This window comes from Brachybacterium sp. P6-10-X1, from assembly GCF_001969445.1.
In the GTDB taxonomy this organism is placed as follows: Bacteria; Actinomycetota; Actinomycetes; order Actinomycetales; family Dermabacteraceae; genus Brachybacterium.
Genome location: NZ_CP017297.1, coordinates 1,891,177 through 1,906,614, shown reverse-complemented (window position 1 = coordinate 1,906,614; position 15,438 = coordinate 1,891,177). Strand labels below are relative to the sequence as shown.

The following is a 15,438-nucleotide window of genomic DNA, read 5'->3' as shown; positions in this document are numbered from 1 at the left end:
GACGACGACGGGCCGCCCGCGGTGTGCGGACGGCCCGTCGGTGCCCTGCTGCGGCGAGGACGTGCTCGCGCCGGGCGTGCGAGGAGGTGTCAGGCGGCGGTCGGCGCCGTGAACTCGGCCTCGACCGAGATCTTGACCTCGTCGGCCACCAGCACGCCACCGGCCTCGAGGGCGGCGTTCCAGGTCAGGCCGAACTCCTTGCGGGAGATCTTGGTCTCGCCCGTGAAGCCCGCGCGGTAGATGCCGAAGGGATCGGTCGCAGCGCCCTCGTAGGCGAAGTCCAGCGTGACCGGCTTGGTGATGTCGCGGATGGTCAGGTCGCCGACGAGGGTGTCGCCCTCGACCTTGGTGGAGGTGAAGGTGATCTCCGGGAAGTTCTCGACGTCGAAGAAGTCGCCGCTGCGCAGGTGGTTGTCGCGATCCTCCTGGGAGGTGTTGATCGAGGCGGTCTTCAGCGTCGTGTTGAAGGCGAGGTTCTGGCCGCCGTCGCCGACCTCGAGGGAGCCCTCGACGTCGGTGAACTGGCCGCGGGCCTTGGAGATGCCCGCGTGGCGCACCGTGAAGCTCGCAGAGGTGTGGGCCGGGTCGAGGGTCCAGGTGCCGGGAGTGAGATCGTTCATGGTGTGTCTCCTTGTGTCGGGTTGTGTCGGGTCCGGGGGACGTGATCGAGGGGACGATCACGAGGCGTATGCTTGAAACCTAAACTATGCTTGGCGGTGACGCAAGAGGCGTCACCACGGAAACAGGAGAGAGTGATGGACACCACCCAGCCCCACGATACGGACCGGGCCTCGCGGCCCGAGGATCTCTGGCTGACCCGCACGGAACAGACGGCCTGGCGCAGCTTCCTGTACGCGACCACGCTGCTGACCGACCGTTTCACGGAGGCGCTCCAGGCCGACCCGGAGATCGACCTGACCCTCGGCGAGTACGAGATCCTGGTGCGGCTGTCCGAGGCTGACCAGCAGTTCCTGCGGATGTCGGAACTCGCCGACCGGGTGGTCCACTCCCGCTCGCGCCTGACCCACACCGTCTCCCGCATGGAGAAGCGCGGGCTGGTCGAGCGGGTGCGCTGCTCGGACGACGGTCGCGGACGCCAGGCGCAGCTGACGGATGCGGGCGTCGCCCTGCTGACGAAGGCGGCACCGACCCATGTGCGCTCCGTGCGCGAGCTGCTGCTGGACGTCGTCGGCCACGACGACTTCCTCGAGCTGGGGCGGATCCTGGGCCGCGCCATCCCGGAGGACGCGCCGATCGGGATCGGGAGTCCGGCTCCTCACGTCCCGGCCGCCTCCCAGGACTGATCGGAGGTTGGGTTGGTACCGTGAAGCGGCTCGAGGCGGCTCGGCCCGACCGACCGCATCGATCCAGCTGATCTCCTGAGTGAGGACCGCGCACCCGTGACCACCACCGCCGTCCACCTCGTCCGCCATGGCGAGGTGCACAACCCCGAGCGCCTGCTGTACGGACGCTTGCCCGGGTACCGCCTGAGCGACCGCGGGCAGCAGATGGCCCAGCGGGTCGCCGACCACCTCGTCGGCTCCGACGTCGCCCTCGTGCGCTCCTCCCCGATGCTGCGCGCCCAGCAGACCGCCGCGCCGATCGCCGCCGCCCACGGGCTCGACGTCACCACGGACCAGCGGATCACCGAATCGGGCAACCACTTCGAGGGGCAGCGCATGGGGTACGGCACGGCGAAGCTCAGCGATCCCCGCAACTGGCGCTGGTTCCTGAACCCGCTGCGGCCCTCCTGGGGCGAGCCGTACCGCGAGCAGGTCGCCCGGGTGACCGCCGCGATCCACGACGCCCGCGCCGCGGCCGAGGGGCACGACGCGGTGCTGGTGCTGCACCAGCTCCCGATCTGGGTGACCCGCCGCAGCGCCGAGGGCAAGCCGCTGTGCCACGACCCGCGCCGCCGCCGGTGCGGACTGTGCTCGGTGACCAGCCTGCGCTTCGTCGGCCCCCATCTGGCCGACGTCTCCTATGCGGAACCCGCGGCCGAGCTGTACGCCGGAGCGGTCGACGCCACCGGAGGACAGCTGACGTGAGCGCGCAGTCCCGTCCGCCACGGCCCAGCCGCCGCGGCCTGCTCGGCGCCGCCGGCGCGGCGTCCACGGCGCTGCTGCTCGCCGCCTGCGGAGCCGACACCAGCGGCCGCTACGAGTCCGGATATGTCTCCGGCGACGGCGTGACCACCGAGATCGCTCCCGCGGAGCGCGATGAGCCGCTCGAGTTCTCCGGCGAGACCTTCGACGGCGAGGACTTCTCCTCCGCAGATCATCGCGGGGAGCTGCTCGTGGTCAACGTCTGGTACGCCTCCTGCCCGCCCTGCCGCAAGGAGGCTCCCGACCTGCAGGCCATCCACGAGGAGTACGCCGACCAGGGAGTCTCCTTCGTCGGCATCAACGTGCGCGACAGCGCCGGGCCCGCGAAGGCCTTCGAGGAGAGCTACGGGATCACCTACCCCTCGTTGCCCGACCGGGACGCGGAGATCATGTACGAGCTGCGGGGCCAGGTCGCCCCGAACGCCGTCCCCTCCACGCTGGTGCTGGACCGCGAGGGCCGCGTCGCCGCCCGCATCTCCGGCGGCATCGATCCCTCGACGCTGCGCTCCATGATCGACAAGGTGCTGGACGAATGATCACTGCCGAGGTCGGAGACGCCTTCCAGGCCACCGCGCTGTCCGGCTCCCTGCTGCTGGCGGTGGCCGTCGCCGCCGCGGCCGGTCTGGTCGCCTTCCTGTCCCCGTGCGTGCTGCCGGTGGTGCCCGGGTATCTCGGCTACGTCTCCGGCCTCGCCGGGCAGGGCGCCGTCGGCACCGGCGGGGCCGGCCGGGTCGGCGGCGGGGGCCGCCGCCGAGCTGCTCCCTCGGGCGGCCGCGCCGGGAGCGGCCGCATGCTTGCCGGCAGCATCCTGTTCGTCGCCGGCTTCGCCGTGGTGTTCATGATCCTCGGCGGCTTCGCCGGAGCGCTCGGCTACCTGCTGCAGGCCTACAGCGTGTGGATCAACCGCATCGCCGGGGCGATCGTGCTGCTGATGGGTCTCGTGTTCCTGGGGGTGTTCCCCGGGCTCGGGTCGAACCGTCTCGTGACCAGCAAGAAGCCCGACGCAGGGCTCCTCGGTGCCCCGTTGATGGGGCTCGTGTTCGGTCTCAGCTGGACCCCGTGCATCGGCCCCACCTATGCCGCGATCGTCGCCCTGTCCCTGGACGGCGGGGGAGATGGCGCGGCACTGCGCGGCGGGATCCTGGCCCTGGCCTACTCGCTCGGCCTCGGCATCCCCTTCGTGCTGTTCGCGCTGCTGTTCGACCGGGCCCTGGGCCTGTCCAAGAAGCTCGCGCGGCACCGACGCACCATCGGCCTGCTCTCCGGGGCGCTGCTGATCGCGATCGGCGTGCTGCTGATGACCGGTGTGTGGGCGGCCTGGATGAGCGAGCTGCAAGGGCTTGTCGCGACCTTCGAGCCGGTGGTGTGATGCGCGAGAAGGACGACGGGCCCGAGACGGCCCCGGACAGGACGGATCAGACCCTGGACCACGACCCGAACGACCCGAACGACCCGAACCACCGCCGCGGACCCCGCGATGCCGGCGGCCCGACCGGCACCGACCGCGGCACGGACATCGCCGCCGACGCCTGGAGCAGCAAGCGCGACAAGGACGCCCCCCGCCCGCCGCGGCGCGGTGCGAACGCCCCCGCGCTCGGCCTGCGGGGCACGCTGCGCTTCCTGTGGCGCCAGCTGACCAGCATGCAGACCGCCCTGATCCTGCTGATGCTGCTCGCCATCGCCGCCGTGCCGGGCTCGTTGTACCCGCAGCGCAGCGTGAACCCCTCGCTGACGCAGGAGTTCCTCGACGAGAACGGCCGCTGGGGCGAGATCCTCGACACCTTGGGCTTCTTCGACGTGTTCTCCTCGCCGTGGTTCTCGGCGATCTACCTGCTGCTGTTCATCTCGCTGATCGGCTGCATCGTGCCGCGAGTGGGGGTGCACCTGCGCCAGCTGCGGGCCCAGCCGCCCCGCACGCCCTCGCGGTTGACCCGCTTCACCGGGTACACCCGCCTCGAGCTGCCGGGGGCGGACGCCGACAGCCTGCTGGAGGCGGCGCACCGCTCCCTGCGACGTTCGCGCTACCGCACCGTCGTGCGCGAGGAGAAGCGCTCGCGCTCGGTCAGCGCCGAGCGGGGGCTGCTGCGCGAGAGCGGCAACCTGCTGTTCCACATCGCGCTCGTCGGCGTGCTGATCTGCGTGGCCGGCGGCCAGCTGACCAGCTACCGCGGGCAGATCACCGTGGTCGAGGGCGAGGGCTTCTCCAACTCCCTGACCCAGTACGACTCCTTCGAGTCCGGCGCCTGGTTCGACTCCTCCGCCATGCCCCCGTTCCAGTTCACCCTGGAGGACTTCCGCGCCGAGTACGTGCTCGAGGGCGCCGACGAGTCCCGCGTGGGCCAGCCGCTGTCCTTCGAGGCCGATATCGCGGTGACCACCCCGGGCGAGGAACACGAGAAGCGCACCCTGCAGGTCAACAAGCCCTTGCACGTCGACGGCAGCTCCATGTACCTGCTCGGCAACGGCTACGCCCCCGAGGTGACCGTGACCGACCCCGAGGGCACCGTGGTGGCCGAGGGGCCCGTGATCACGGTGCCGATGGGAGACACCGGATACACCTCCCAGCTGGTGATCAAGGCGCCCGACGCGCAGCCGAAGCAGACGGCCGTCGTCGGCTTCTTCCTGCCCACCGGGCAGATCGACGAGCAGGGCCCGCACTCGATCTATCCCGATCTGATGAACCCGATGCTGGCGCTGACCGTCTACCACGGCGACCTGGGTCTGGACGCGGGAATCCCGCAGAACGCCTACGAGGTCGACGTCAGCTCTCTCGACCAGGTCACGGGCGAGGACGGCTCGCCCATGCTGATCAAGCTCACCCCGGGCCAGCGCTTCGAGCTGCCCGACGGCTCCGAGATCACCTTCGACGGCGTCCGCCGCTACGCGGCCTTCGACGTCGCCCACGATCCGTTCGAGCGCTGGGTGCTGGTCAGCGCCCTGACCGCCGCGGGTGGACTGATCCTGTCGCTGTTCGTGCCGCGTCGCCGCCTCTGGGTGCGCGTCGCCCGGACCGACGGCACCGGCGGCGCCCGTGGCACCGACGGCACGGTCGTGCTGGAAGTCGCCGGGCTCGCCCGCAGCGACGATCCCGCGCTGGCCGATGACGTGAGCGCTCTGGCGCAGAAGCTCGCCGCGGAGCAGGATGGGCCCCGGCCCTCCGAGAAGACGGGGCCGGAAGCGGCCACCTATCCACCCCCCGAAGGAAGTGCACAGTGATTGACCAGCAGCTGGCGGAGATCTCCAATCTCCTCATCGTGGTGACGATCGTGCTGTACGTGCTCGCGCTGATCGGCTTCTCCGCCGACCTCGCCTCCACCTCGCAGCGTCGCAGCGACGCGCGCCTGGCGGCCCGCGAGGAACAGCAGCAGACGGCGCGCACGGCTCAGCCCGCGACGATCGGCGCGGGCCGCGGCGCGACCTCGAGCCTGCCGGCGGAGGCCGACGGGCCCGGGGCCGGGGCCGGGAGCGCCGGGGGAGGGGCCGAGAACGGCGCCTCCTCGGGCACGATGACGTCCCAGCGCTTCGCCTTCCTTCTGGCCATGGCGGCGACCGTCCTGCACATCTCGGGCGTGGCCTGCCGCGCGATCGCCACTCAGCGGGTGCCGTGGGCGAACATGTACGAGTTCGCCACCACCAGCTCCGCCGTCGTGATGGCCGCCTTCTTGGTCTTCAGCATCAAACGCGTCGAGCTGCGGGTCCTGGGCACCTTCGTGGTCGGCCCGGTGCTGCTTCTGATGCTGCTGGCGCAGACCCTGTGGATCGTGCCGGCCGCCCAGCTGACTCCGAGCCTGCAGAACTCGCACTGGATCTACATCCACATCTCCGTCGCCGTCCTCTCGACGGCCCTGTCCATCCTCGGCGCCGTCGTCGCCTCGATGCAGCTGCTGCAGGCGCGTCACGAGCGCGCCCTGGTCCAGAAGGCTGAGGCCGGCGAGGCGCTCCCCGAGCACTGGGGACGCTTCGGCCACGTGCTGGACCGTCTGCCCAGCTCCACGGTGCTGGAGGGTCTGAGCTTCCGGATCCACTCGGTCGCCTTCGTGTGCTGGACCTTCACGCTGATCTTCGGGGCGATCTGGGCCCGCGAAGCATGGGGCCGCTACTGGGGCTGGGACCCCAAGGAGGTGTGGACCTTCATCATCTGGGTGATCTACGCCGCCTACCTGCACGCCCGCGCCACCGGCGGCTTCCGCGGCAGCCGTGCCGCCGGACTCGCCCTCGCCGGATTCGTGGCCGTGGTGTTCAACTACACGATCGTCAACACGGTGATCAACGGCCTGCACTCCTACTCCGGTCTCTGAGCAAGAGCCCGGGCGCCTCAGGTGTTCGGGGACCCGCCGGCGGGTCCGTCCGTCCCCTCGCCGCCCTGGTCGCGCTGCTGGCGCTCACGACGCTCCCGGCGGATGTCCTCGTCCAGGCGACGCAGGAACTCGGGGTCCTCGTCGGGTGCGGTGGGCCCCTCCCGCCGGGGACGGTCGACCCCGCCCTCGTCCGGCCGATCCTTGCCGACGACCAGCCAGGTGATCGGCCCCACCCAGGGCAGCAGCACGATCAGAGCGACCCACGCCCACTTCGGGATGCCCCGCACCTTGTCGTTCTCGGTCTGGACGCAGTCGGCGAGGGCGAACACCGTCAGAGCGATGGAGAGCACTACCAGGAAGCCGCGAAGCATGGCCGAAGTCTACTGAGCGCACCTGAACCTGAGCAGGGTCGGGGAGCTGCCATCCGGGAGAACTACGCTGGAGCCATGCGAGACATGGCCCTTTTCGCCGTCATCCGGCTGGTTCTGTGGGTGGGGATCTGGTGGCTCCTCACCCTGTTCGACGTCGGGCTGCTGCTGGCGGCCGCGCTGGCGGCGCTGATCGCGATGCTGATCTCGATCCTCTTCCTCGATCGGCTCCGCTCCTCCGCCGCGATGCGCTGGAAGGCGGCCGACGAGCGGCGTCGCGCGCGCAAGGGCCAGCCGGTCGACCCGGACGCCGATGCGGAGGACGCGGTGCTCGACGAGGACGCGGCGGACGGTGAGGACCTGGCGGGCGACGAGGCGGACGACGCCGACCGCGGCACGGGGCCTGCCCGCGGCGAGTGAGTCGCCCGGCGGCGCGCGGGGATCCGGCGCCCTGCGGCCCTCGCCGACGCGAGATCACGCCGGCGGGAGCTCGTCGGCCCCGGCTGCGGCACTCGTGCTCAGAGGGCCAGGCCGAGCAGGAGCAGCAGCGAGAACACCAGCTCGAGCCGGCCCGTCCTGCCCAGCACAGGGATCAGATCGCGGCCCCGGGCGCCGCCGAGGACGGCGCGCACCGGCGCGAAAGCCAACGGCAGGGCCGCGAGCACCAGCAGCACCGGCGGCTGCACCACCATCACCGGGACCATCAGCACGAAGGGCGCCAGCAGGTTCGCGGTGAACAGGGCGCGGGTGCCGCGCTGTCCCAACCGCACCGCGAGGGTGCGCTTGCCGGCGACGGCGTCGGTGGGGATGTCGCGCAGGTTGTTGGTCAGCATCAGGGCGACGGCCAGCAGCCCGATGGCGACCGAGACCAGCAGTGTGACCCAGTTCGGGTGGGGCGTGATCGCGTAGGCGGTGCCGCCCACCGCCACCAGCCCGAAGAAGACGAAGACGAAGAGCTCGCCGAGCCCCCGGTACCCGTAGGGCCTGCGCCCCCCGGTGTAGAACCAGGCTGCGGCGATGGCGGCGGCACCGACCACCAGCGCCCACCAGATCTGCGCGAGAGCGATCAGGGCGATGCCGAACACGGCACCGGCGGCGAGGGAGCCGATCGCGGCCCTCTTCACGGTGCGCGGAGCCGCGGCGCCGGAACCGGTGAGACGGAACGGGCCCACCCGGTCGTCGTCGGTGCCGCGGATCCCGTCGGAGTAGTCGTTGGCGAAGTTCACGCCGATCTGCAGGCTGAAGGAGACGGCGAGGGCGAGCACGCCCCGGGGGATCACCAGGGTCCAGTCGACGGCGCCGGACTGCTCGCCCAGCTGCCAGATCGCGACCCCGGTGCCGGCGGCGACGGGGGCCAGCGCGGCGGGCAGGGTCTTGGGGCGGGCGCCCTCCACCCACTGCGACAGGCCGGCCATCGTGCTCCTCGTGCGATCGGTGGCCGCCCGGTCGGGGGCCTCCCTGAGGATACGCCGCGGTCGGGCCGCGCATCGGGACCGTGTCGGAGAGCACGGGCCGACGGCCCCGGCCGCACCGCGTGAGTTCCCGGCCCGCGGCCTCCGGGGCGGTGCCGCCCGGGCTCTCAGCGCGTGGCGGCGAGGTGGCGAGCGGCGGCGCGGTCGACCTTGCCGATGCCCAGCAGCGGCAGCCGGTCGAGCACGTGCACCCGCTTGGGGATCATGTGTGCGGGCACGTCGCTGGTGCGCAGGGCCGAGCGCACCAGGGCCGTCGCCTCGGCCGGCTCCGCCCCGTCCTCGAGCGTGACCAGTGCTTCGACCCGCTGCCCCCAGTCGGGGTCGTCCACCCCGACCACGACGCTCGAACGCACCAGGCCGCGCAGCATGAGCGAGCGGTCGATGGCCCGCTCCACGTCCTGGGGGAGCACCTTGCGTCCGCCGGTGTTGATCACGTCGTCGGCCCGCCCGAGCACGGTCAGCGCACCGTCGGTGTCCAGCTCGGCGAGGTCGGAGGTGGTGAAGGTGCGTCGACCGTCCGCCGTATGCGCGAACGATGTGGTGTCGGGGGAGCCGTCGGCGGTGAGATACCCGAGCGCGAGGGTGGGGGAGGCGATGACCAGTCGCCCGGCCCCGCCCGCATCGGGCCTCTCGAGGCCGAGCTCGACGCCGGGCAGGGCGATCCGGTCGTAGACGCAGCCGCCCGCGGTCTCCGAGGAGCCGTAGGTGGTCCGCACCCGGATCCGCTGGGCCGCGGCCTTCGCGAGGATCTCCTCGCTGGTGGCGGCACCGCCCACCAGCACCGCGGCGAAACGCTTCAGGACGGAGCGGGCCCGGGCATCGGCCCCGGTCGCGCCGGTGACGATCCGGGTCAGCTGGGTGGGCACGAGCGAGGTGTACGCGGGCAGACCGGCCTGCTCGGCCTGCTCGAGAGCGGGCTCGGCGAGAGCGACGAAGGCGGCGGCGTCGAAGTGGCCGCGCAGGTCCGGCAGCGGATCGGGCAGAGCGGGGTCCTCCCGGCCCAGCACCTGGGCGGTGCGATGGGCGCGGGCGAGGACCTGCACGCCGGCGATGTGCGTCGGGGGCAGCAGGGGGAGCCAGAATCCGTGCCCCTCCGTCGCGGCAGGCGCAGCATTCGCGCCGATCCCGCCGGTCGCGGGGTCGCCGGCCAGCAGGTGGGCGGTCGCATCCTGCAAGGCGAGCAGCGCCTCGCGGTTCAGGGCCACGGCCTTCGCGGTGCCGGTGGACCCGGAGGTGGGCACGACCAGGGCGGTGTCCTCGAACCCCGTCGGCAGCGCGGACGGAGGGTCGAAGGGGCCCAGCCACAGCCGCCCCGTGCCGGCCATGACCTCGCCGATCGCACGGGCGTGTGCAGTCAGCGAGGCGGCGGAGGCGTCATAGGCGGCCGGCACCAGCCAGGGCAGGCCGGAGTCGTCGCGCAGTTCGGTGGTGCTGCACGGATCGGACGTGCCGCGCGGTTCGGACGGACCGGACATCGTGCGCTCAGCCCTGGGGGTGGGGGAACGGCGACCAGTCGGGGGAGCGCTTCTCGAGGAAGGCGTCGCGCCCTTCGGCGGCCTCGTCGGTCATGTACGCCAGCCGGGTCGCCTCGCCGGCGAAGACCTGCTGGCCCATGAGGCCGTCGTCGGCGAGGTTGAAGGCGAACTTCAGCATGCGGATGGCCTGCGGTGACTTCGTGGCGATCCGCGCGGCCATCGCCAGGGCCTCGGTCTCGATCTCCTCGTGGTCGGCGACGCGGTTCACGGCGCCCCAGTCGTAGGCGTCCTGGGCCGAGTACTCCTCGGCGAGGAAGAAGATCTCCCGGGCTCGCTTCTGCCCCACCTGCTTGGCGAGGTAGGCGGAGCCGTAGCCGGCGTCGAAGGAGCCGACGTTCGCGTCGGTCTGCATGAAGCGGGCGTGCTGGCGCGAGGCGATCGAGAGGTCGGAAACCACGTGCAGGGAGTGCCCGCCGCCGGCCGCCCAGCCGTTCACGACGGAGATCACCACCTTGCCCATGGTGCGGATCAGGCGCTGCACCTCGAGGATGTGCAGGCGGCCGCTGGAGCCGGCGCGCACCGGGCCGGTCTCGCCCAGCTCCTCGGCCTCGGCGTACTCGTAGCCGGCACGACCGCGGATGCGCTGGTCGCCGCCGGAGCAGTAGGAGCGGCCTCCGTCCTTGGGGGAGGGGCCGTTGCCGGTGAGCAGGATGACCCCCACTCCGGTGTCGAGGCGGGCATGGTCCAGGGCCCGATACAGCTCGTCGACCGTGTGCGGACGGAAGGCGTTGCGCACCTCGGGCCGGTCGAAGGCGATCCGCACCGTGGGCAGGTCGTGACCGGTCCGCTCGCCGTCGGGGCTCTCGACCCGCTCGACGGCCCGGTGGTAGGTGAGATCGGTGAAGGCCGGCCCGCCGTGCTCGGCGGAGCCCACCTCCCGCCACATCCGGGGGTCGAAGGTCTCGGAGACCTGGCGGGGCAGCGGATCCGGAGGCGTGGTCATGCCTGCCAGAGTAGTCCTGCTGCGGTGGTGATCGTCCCTGGGGTCATCTCCGCCGCGCACGGGACGGAGCTGGCGAGAGATCATCGCGACAGAGCGTCGCCAGGACACCTCCCGGCGCTCCACACCATGTCGCGGCCGTGCCCCGGCTCACGGCCGCGCCCCGGCTTTCGCCGTCCCGGCGCCGGCCCGCTAGCCTGGAGAAATGCAGATCCCCACCGCCCTGCGCGAGCGCGGCATCGACCGAGCGACCGCGTGGACGATCCCCCTGACCACGCGTTTCCGCGGCATCATCGAGCGGGACGGCGTCCTGCTGCACGGACCGGCCGGCTGGGCCGAGTTCTCACCCTTCTGGGACTACGGGACCGAGGAGTCCGCCACCTGGCTGCGGGCCGCGCTCGCCGACGCCACCACGACCCGTCCCGCCCCGGCCCGCGACCGGATCGCGGTCAACGCCACCATCCCCGTGGTCCCGGCCGTGCTCGCCCACCGGATCGCGACCGTCGGCGGTGCCCGCACCGCGAAGGTCAAGGTCGCCGACCCCGCCTCGACCCTCGCCGAGGACGCCGAACGGCTCGAGGCCGTGCGGGACGCCCTGGGGCCCGACGCCCGTCTGCGCGTCGACGCCAACGCCGCCTGGACCCTCGAGCAGGCCCTGGAGGCGCTCCCGGTGCTGGACCGTGCCGCCGACGGGCTGGAGTACGCCGAGCAGCCCTGTGCCGAGATCGAGGACCTCGCCGCCCTGCGCCGCGCCCTGGACGTGCCGATCGCCGCCGATGAATCGGTGCGCCGCGCCGAGGATCCCCTGCGCGTGGCGCGCGCGGAGGCGGCCGACGTGCTGGTGATGAAGGTGCAGCCGCTGGGAGGCGTCCAGCGGTGCCTGGACCTGGCCGAGCAGGCAGGGCTTCCCGTGGTGGTCTCCTCGGCTCTGGAATCCGGGGTGGGCCTCAGCGCCGGCGTCGCCCTCGCCGCCGCCCTGCCCGACCTCTCGTACGCCTGCGGACTCGCCACGGCCACCCTGCTGACGGGGGACCTGGTCACCGATCCGCTGCGCGCCGAGGGCGGCACCCTGCCCGTGGCCCGCCCGGAGCCCGCTGATGCGCTGCTGGAGCGGCATGCCGCCCCGGCGGAGTCGGCCGCCGCCTGGCAGCAGCGCCTGACGGATTGCGCCGACCTGCTCTGAGCCAGGAGCCGGGAGGACCGGTCCACCTGGCGAACTACGCTGGTCCCATGCACGTCAGCGAACACGCCGCCCCGGCCGACGGGATCCCTCTGCCCACCCCGACGGGGTCCGGTGCCGTCGACCAGGCGATCGTCCTCTGGAGTGCCCTGGCGGCGCTCGGCACCACCGACGCGGTCCTCGCTCCCGGGTCGCGCTCCGCCCCGCTCGTCTACGGTCTCGCCGACCCGCAGGTCTCTGCTCCCGCGGCCACCGGTTCGCAGGCCGGCGAACCGCGGCGCCCCGGCCGCATCCGCGCCCACGTCCGCATCGACGAGCGCGCGGCGGCGTTCACCGCGCTCGGGCTGTCCCGCCACGACATGATGCATCCGGCGGTCGTCGTGACCACCTCGGGCACCGCGACCGCCCACCTGCACGCCGCCGTCATGGAGGCCCACCACGCCCGCGTCCCCCTGATCGTGCTGACCGCGGACCGCCCCGCCGAGCTGCGCGACGTCGGCGCGAACCAGACCACCCGCCAGGCGGGCATGTTCCGTTCGCTGACCCGGTTCGACGCGGACCTGCCCGCACCGACCGCGGCCGCCGCCACTCCGGTCGAGCTGCGCACCGCGGTCTCCACGATCGCCCGCGCCGTCGCCGCCGCGACCGGGGACCATCCCGGCCCCGTGCATCTCAACCTCGGCTTCCGCGACCCGCTCGTGCCTCGAGCGGCGCCGTCGGTCGCGCAGACCCGGCCGACTGCGCCGATGACCCCGGTCGGCGCCGGGTCGCAGCGCCTGGTGCTGACCCGTCGCGCACGCCCGATCCCGACGACGCCGCGGCCGGTGCCGATCTCCTCCCGCACGGTCGTCGTGGCCGGGGACGGCGCCGGGAGCGCCGCCCGCGAGCTCGCGGAGCGGCACACGCTGCCGCTGCTGGCGGAGCCGAGCTCGGGCGCGCGGGGAGGACCGTCCTTCGTGCGCGGCTATCCGGCGCTGCTCGGGCAGATCATGGCCGACCGGCAGCACCCTCTGCGACCTGACCGCGCGATCGTCCTGGGCCATCCGACGCTGTCCCGCCCCGTCGTCGGCGCGCTGCTGGGGGCCGAGGACGTCGACGTGATCGTCGTCGATCCGCACCCCGACTGGGCCGACGCCGCGCGCCGTGCGCGGCTGGTGGTGCCGGCCGCGATCGGCGAGGACGGGGCCGACGACGCCGAGCACGCCCGCCGCCGCGACCATCTGGTCGCCTGGCGGGAAGCCGCCGCGGTCGACGGGGGGCGACCCGTCGACTGGCAGCAGCGGGCTGCGCTCGCCGTCTGGGAGGCCACGGGGGGGGGGGACACCCTGGTCCTGGGATCCTCGAGCCTCGTGCGGGACCTCGAGCAGCATGCCGGGTCGACGTCCGGACGGGTGATCGCCGATCGCGGGCTGGCCGGCATCGACGGCACCACCTCGCTCGCCGGCGGCATCGCCCTGGCCCAGCAACGAGTCGACGTCGACGTGGACGCCGCCTCCGTCGACGCCGATACCACCGACGCCGATACCGGCGACGCCGGTGGCGGCCCGGGCCGTGTCCGTGTGCTGATGGGGGATCTGACCGCGCTGCACGATCTCACCGGGCTGATCATCGGCCCCGAGGAGCAGACCCCGGACCTGGACGTGATCGTCGTCGACGACGGGGGAGGGCGCATCTTCTCCGGTCTCGAGCACGCCGCGGCCCCGCCTGCGCTGCTGCGGCGCTTCTTCACCACCCCGCACGGCACCGACATCGCCGCTGCGGCCGCAGCGCTCGGCGCGCGTGCCCGACGGGTCACCCCCGACAGCCTCGCCCCCGCACTGGCCGAGAGAGGTCACGGCCTGCGGATGCTCCTCGTCCAGGATGAGTACAGCCCATATTCGGAGAACCTGGCGATGGAGGTGGTCCCATGGCAGACATGAAGGACGCACACGACCCGTACGAGACTCCGCAGGGCCGGCCCGGCCAGGACCGGTCCGGGGACGATCCGACTCCGCGCTCCCCCGAACAGGACCGGCTCGGCGAGGACCCGACCCCGCGGGAGCCCGAGCAGGCCCGACCACACTTCGACTACGGCGCCCCGGCCCCGGGCGGTCCCGTCGCCTCGGCGCCGTCGGCCGCGCAGACACCGTCGACCACGCCGTCCCCGTCGGCCACGCCGCCGGGATCCGCCGGCAGCTCCGACACCGCGCCCACCGAGCGTCTCGACCCGTACGCCGCAGCCGACGGACCCGGTTCCGCGCGGCCCTGGTCCGCCGCGAGGGAGGACCGCGGCGCCTTCGCCCATCCCGCGGCGTTCGGTGATCCCTACGGGAGCCCGGCACCGGCCGGCCCGGCGATGCAGGCCGGTGCGACCGGCCAGACCGCCGCGGCGCCGGGCGGACCGTCTCCCGCCGGCGCGAGCGGAGGGGCCCCGGCGGCCGCGCGCCGTCGCGGACCAGGGTGGGCCGGGGTGACCGGTCTGGTCGCTCTCGGCATGCTCGTCTCCAGCGGGCTCACGCTCGGCGGTGTCGTCGCCTACGACCAGCTGCTGAGCCCGGAACCCACGTCGACCGCGCAGGAGGCCCCGCCCCGCACCGCCGACGCCAGCCCCGCCTCGGTCTCCACCGTCGACGACCCCGACTGGGCCTCGGTGGCGGAGCAGGTCTCTCCCAGCGCCGTCGCGATCGAGGTCGCCACCGGCTCCGGCACCGCCCAGGGCACCGGCGTGGTGCTCGGTGAGGACGGTTCCATCCTCACCAACAACCATGTCGTCCAGGACGCCCAAGCCGTGCAGGTGACGATGAGCGACGGCCTGAGCTACACCGCCTCGATCGTCGGCACCGATCCCTCCACGGACCTGGCGGTGATCCGGCTGGACTCCCCGCCGGAGGATCTGCAGCCGGCCACCTTCGCGGACTCCTCGACCGTCGCCGTCGGGCAGCCTGTCATGGCGCTGGGAACCCCGCTGGGCCTGGAGAACACCGTGACCACCGGGATCATCTCTGCCGTGGACCGACCGGTCTCGGCCACCGGTGAGGCGGGCGGCTCGAAGGCGACCTACACCTCCGCGATCCAGACCGATGCCGCGATCAACCCCGGCAACTCCGGCGGCCCGCTCGTGGACGCCGCCGGTCAGGTGATCGGCATCAACTCCTCGATCGCCGGGATCCCGAACGCCTCCGGCAAGGCCGGCAGCATCGGGTTGGGCTTCGCGATCCCCGCGAACACCGCGACGATGATCGCCGAGCAGCTCCGGGAGGACGGGTCCGCCGACCACGCCTTCATGGGGGTCACCAGCACCGATGGCACGGCCACCCTCGGTGACGTCGCCCACCATGGCGCGCAGGTGGTCAGCGTCGAGCCCGGCAGCCCCGCCGCGGAGGCCGGACTGCGCAAGGACGACCTGATCACCGGGATCGACGACACCGACGTCGGCGGCGCCGCCGCCCTCACCGGCATCGTGCGCGGCATGGCCGTCGGCTCGGAGCACACCCTGACGGTGGTGCGGGGCCAGGATCAGCAGACCCTGGAGATCACCCTGGGCACCAGCCCGAGCTGACC

The 15,438-nt window shown here is 72.9% G+C and carries 15 protein-coding genes; 10 read left to right on the top strand and 5 right to left on the bottom strand.

Features of this window, described 5'->3' with window-relative positions; all coding sequences use genetic code 11:
* Positions 1-89: 89 nt before the first annotated feature.
* The gene (locus tag BH708_RS08750; RefSeq protein WP_076808169.1) at positions 90-620 is read right to left on the bottom strand and encodes a YceI family protein; all 531 of its coding nucleotides are present in this window, start codon (positions 618-620) and stop codon (positions 90-92) included.
* A 135-nt stretch (positions 621-755) separates the two neighbouring features.
* Here BH708_RS08750 and BH708_RS08745 point away from each other — a divergent pair, with 135 nt between their 5' ends.
* The 6 genes from BH708_RS08745 to ccsB all read left to right on the top strand — a co-directional run bounded on the left by BH708_RS08745 (position 756) and on the right by ccsB (position 6,403).
* Complete coding sequence (locus BH708_RS08745; protein WP_076808167.1) at positions 756-1,304, top strand: MarR family winged helix-turn-helix transcriptional regulator; 549 nt, start codon at positions 756-758, stop codon at positions 1,302-1,304.
* 96 nt (positions 1,305-1,400) lie between these two features.
* A complete protein-coding gene (locus tag BH708_RS08740; RefSeq protein WP_076808165.1) occupies positions 1,401-2,048 on the top strand; it encodes a histidine phosphatase family protein in 648 nt (215 codons plus the stop codon).
* Positions 2,045-2,641, top strand: a complete 597-nt coding sequence (locus BH708_RS08735) for a TlpA disulfide reductase family protein (protein WP_076808164.1) — start codon at positions 2,045-2,047, stop codon at positions 2,639-2,641. Before BH708_RS08740 ends, BH708_RS08735 begins: the two co-directional genes overlap by 4 nt.
* Positions 2,638-3,474, top strand: a complete 837-nt coding sequence (locus tag BH708_RS08730) for a cytochrome c biogenesis CcdA family protein (RefSeq protein ID WP_076808162.1) — start codon at positions 2,638-2,640, stop codon at positions 3,472-3,474. Before BH708_RS08735 ends, BH708_RS08730 begins: the two co-directional genes overlap by 4 nt.
* Positions 3,474-5,321, top strand: a complete 1,848-nt coding sequence (locus BH708_RS08725) for a cytochrome c biogenesis protein ResB (protein ID WP_083713402.1) — start codon at positions 3,474-3,476, stop codon at positions 5,319-5,321. Before BH708_RS08730 ends, BH708_RS08725 begins: the two co-directional genes overlap by 1 nt.
* The gene (ccsB, locus tag BH708_RS08720; protein WP_076808160.1) at positions 5,318-6,403 is read left to right on the top strand and encodes a c-type cytochrome biogenesis protein CcsB; all 1,086 of its coding nucleotides are present in this window, start codon (positions 5,318-5,320) and stop codon (positions 6,401-6,403) included. The genes BH708_RS08725 and ccsB overlap by 4 nt, the downstream gene beginning before the upstream one ends.
* Positions 6,404-6,420: 17 nt before the next feature.
* Here the strand turns inward: ccsB and BH708_RS08715 are convergent, their stop codons facing one another.
* On the bottom strand, positions 6,421-6,774 hold the full coding sequence (locus tag BH708_RS08715) for a PLD nuclease N-terminal domain-containing protein (RefSeq protein ID WP_076808159.1): 354 nt from the start codon (positions 6,772-6,774) through the stop codon (positions 6,421-6,423).
* 75 nt (positions 6,775-6,849) lie between these two features.
* On the opposite strand from BH708_RS08715, the gene BH708_RS08710 reads away from it, so the two are divergent.
* Complete coding sequence (locus BH708_RS08710) at positions 6,850-7,191, top strand: DUF4229 domain-containing protein (protein WP_076808157.1); 342 nt, start codon at positions 6,850-6,852, stop codon at positions 7,189-7,191.
* 98 nt (positions 7,192-7,289) lie between these two features.
* On the opposite strand, the gene BH708_RS08705 is transcribed toward BH708_RS08710, so the two are convergent.
* The 3 genes from BH708_RS08705 to BH708_RS08695 all read right to left on the bottom strand — a co-directional run bounded on the left by BH708_RS08705 (position 7,290) and on the right by BH708_RS08695 (position 10,721).
* Positions 7,290-8,186 (bottom strand): 1,4-dihydroxy-2-naphthoate polyprenyltransferase, encoded by an 897-nt coding sequence (locus BH708_RS08705; protein ID WP_076808155.1) that lies wholly within the window; start codon positions 8,184-8,186, stop codon positions 7,290-7,292.
* A gap of 164 nt (positions 8,187-8,350) precedes the next feature.
* Positions 8,351-9,718: an AMP-binding protein gene (locus BH708_RS08700; protein ID WP_083713401.1), complete on the bottom strand. Its 1,368-nt coding sequence runs from the start codon at positions 9,716-9,718 to the stop codon at positions 8,351-8,353.
* 7 nt (positions 9,719-9,725) lie between these two features.
* Complete coding sequence (locus tag BH708_RS08695; protein ID WP_076808153.1) at positions 9,726-10,721, bottom strand: 1,4-dihydroxy-2-naphthoyl-CoA synthase; 996 nt, start codon at positions 10,719-10,721, stop codon at positions 9,726-9,728.
* 202 nt (positions 10,722-10,923) lie between these two features.
* Here BH708_RS08695 and BH708_RS08690 point away from each other — a divergent pair, with 202 nt between their 5' ends.
* Genes BH708_RS08690 through BH708_RS08680 form a run of 3 tightly spaced genes read left to right on the top strand, consistent with a single transcriptional unit; the run spans position 10,924 to position 15,436 of the window.
* Entirely contained in the window at positions 10,924-11,901 is a 978-nt protein-coding gene (locus tag BH708_RS08690; protein WP_076808151.1) for an o-succinylbenzoate synthase, read from the top strand.
* Positions 11,902-11,948: 47 nt separating this feature from the next.
* Positions 11,949-13,817 (top strand): 2-succinyl-5-enolpyruvyl-6-hydroxy-3-cyclohexene-1-carboxylic-acid synthase, encoded by a 1,869-nt coding sequence (gene menD / locus BH708_RS08685; protein ID WP_076808149.1) that lies wholly within the window; start codon positions 11,949-11,951, stop codon positions 13,815-13,817.
* Entirely contained in the window at positions 13,814-15,436 is a 1,623-nt protein-coding gene (locus BH708_RS08680) for a S1C family serine protease (RefSeq protein WP_253705526.1), read from the top strand. The genes menD and BH708_RS08680 overlap by 4 nt, the downstream gene beginning before the upstream one ends.
* Positions 15,437-15,438: the final 2 nt, after the last annotated feature.

Excerpts from the sequence above, each read along its gene's own strand:
- BH708_RS08750 (WP_076808169.1), bottom strand. The coding sequence starts at position 620 with ATGAACGATCTCACTCCCGGCACCTGGACCCTCGACCCGGCCCACACC.
- BH708_RS08745 (WP_076808167.1), top strand. The coding sequence starts at position 756 with ATGGACACCACCCAGCCCCACGATACGGACCGGGCCTCGCGGCCCGAG.
- BH708_RS08730 (WP_076808162.1), top strand. The coding sequence starts at position 2,638 with ATGATCACTGCCGAGGTCGGAGACGCCTTCCAGGCCACCGCGCTGTCC.
- BH708_RS08725 (WP_083713402.1), top strand. The coding sequence starts at position 3,474 with ATGCGCGAGAAGGACGACGGGCCCGAGACGGCCCCGGACAGGACGGAT.
- BH708_RS08715 (WP_076808159.1), bottom strand. The coding sequence starts at position 6,774 with ATGCTTCGCGGCTTCCTGGTAGTGCTCTCCATCGCTCTGACGGTGTTC.
- BH708_RS08710 (WP_076808157.1), top strand. The coding sequence starts at position 6,850 with ATGCGAGACATGGCCCTTTTCGCCGTCATCCGGCTGGTTCTGTGGGTG.
- BH708_RS08705 (WP_076808155.1), bottom strand. The coding sequence starts at position 8,186 with ATGGCCGGCCTGTCGCAGTGGGTGGAGGGCGCCCGCCCCAAGACCCTG.
- BH708_RS08700 (WP_083713401.1), bottom strand. The coding sequence starts at position 9,718 with ATGTCCGGTCCGTCCGAACCGCGCGGCACGTCCGATCCGTGCAGCACC.
- BH708_RS08695 (WP_076808153.1), bottom strand. The coding sequence starts at position 10,721 with ATGACCACGCCTCCGGATCCGCTGCCCCGCCAGGTCTCCGAGACCTTC.
- BH708_RS08690 (WP_076808151.1), top strand. The coding sequence starts at position 10,924 with ATGCAGATCCCCACCGCCCTGCGCGAGCGCGGCATCGACCGAGCGACC.
- menD (WP_076808149.1), top strand. The coding sequence starts at position 11,949 with ATGCACGTCAGCGAACACGCCGCCCCGGCCGACGGGATCCCTCTGCCC.
- BH708_RS08680 (WP_253705526.1), top strand. The coding sequence starts at position 13,814 with ATGAAGGACGCACACGACCCGTACGAGACTCCGCAGGGCCGGCCCGGC.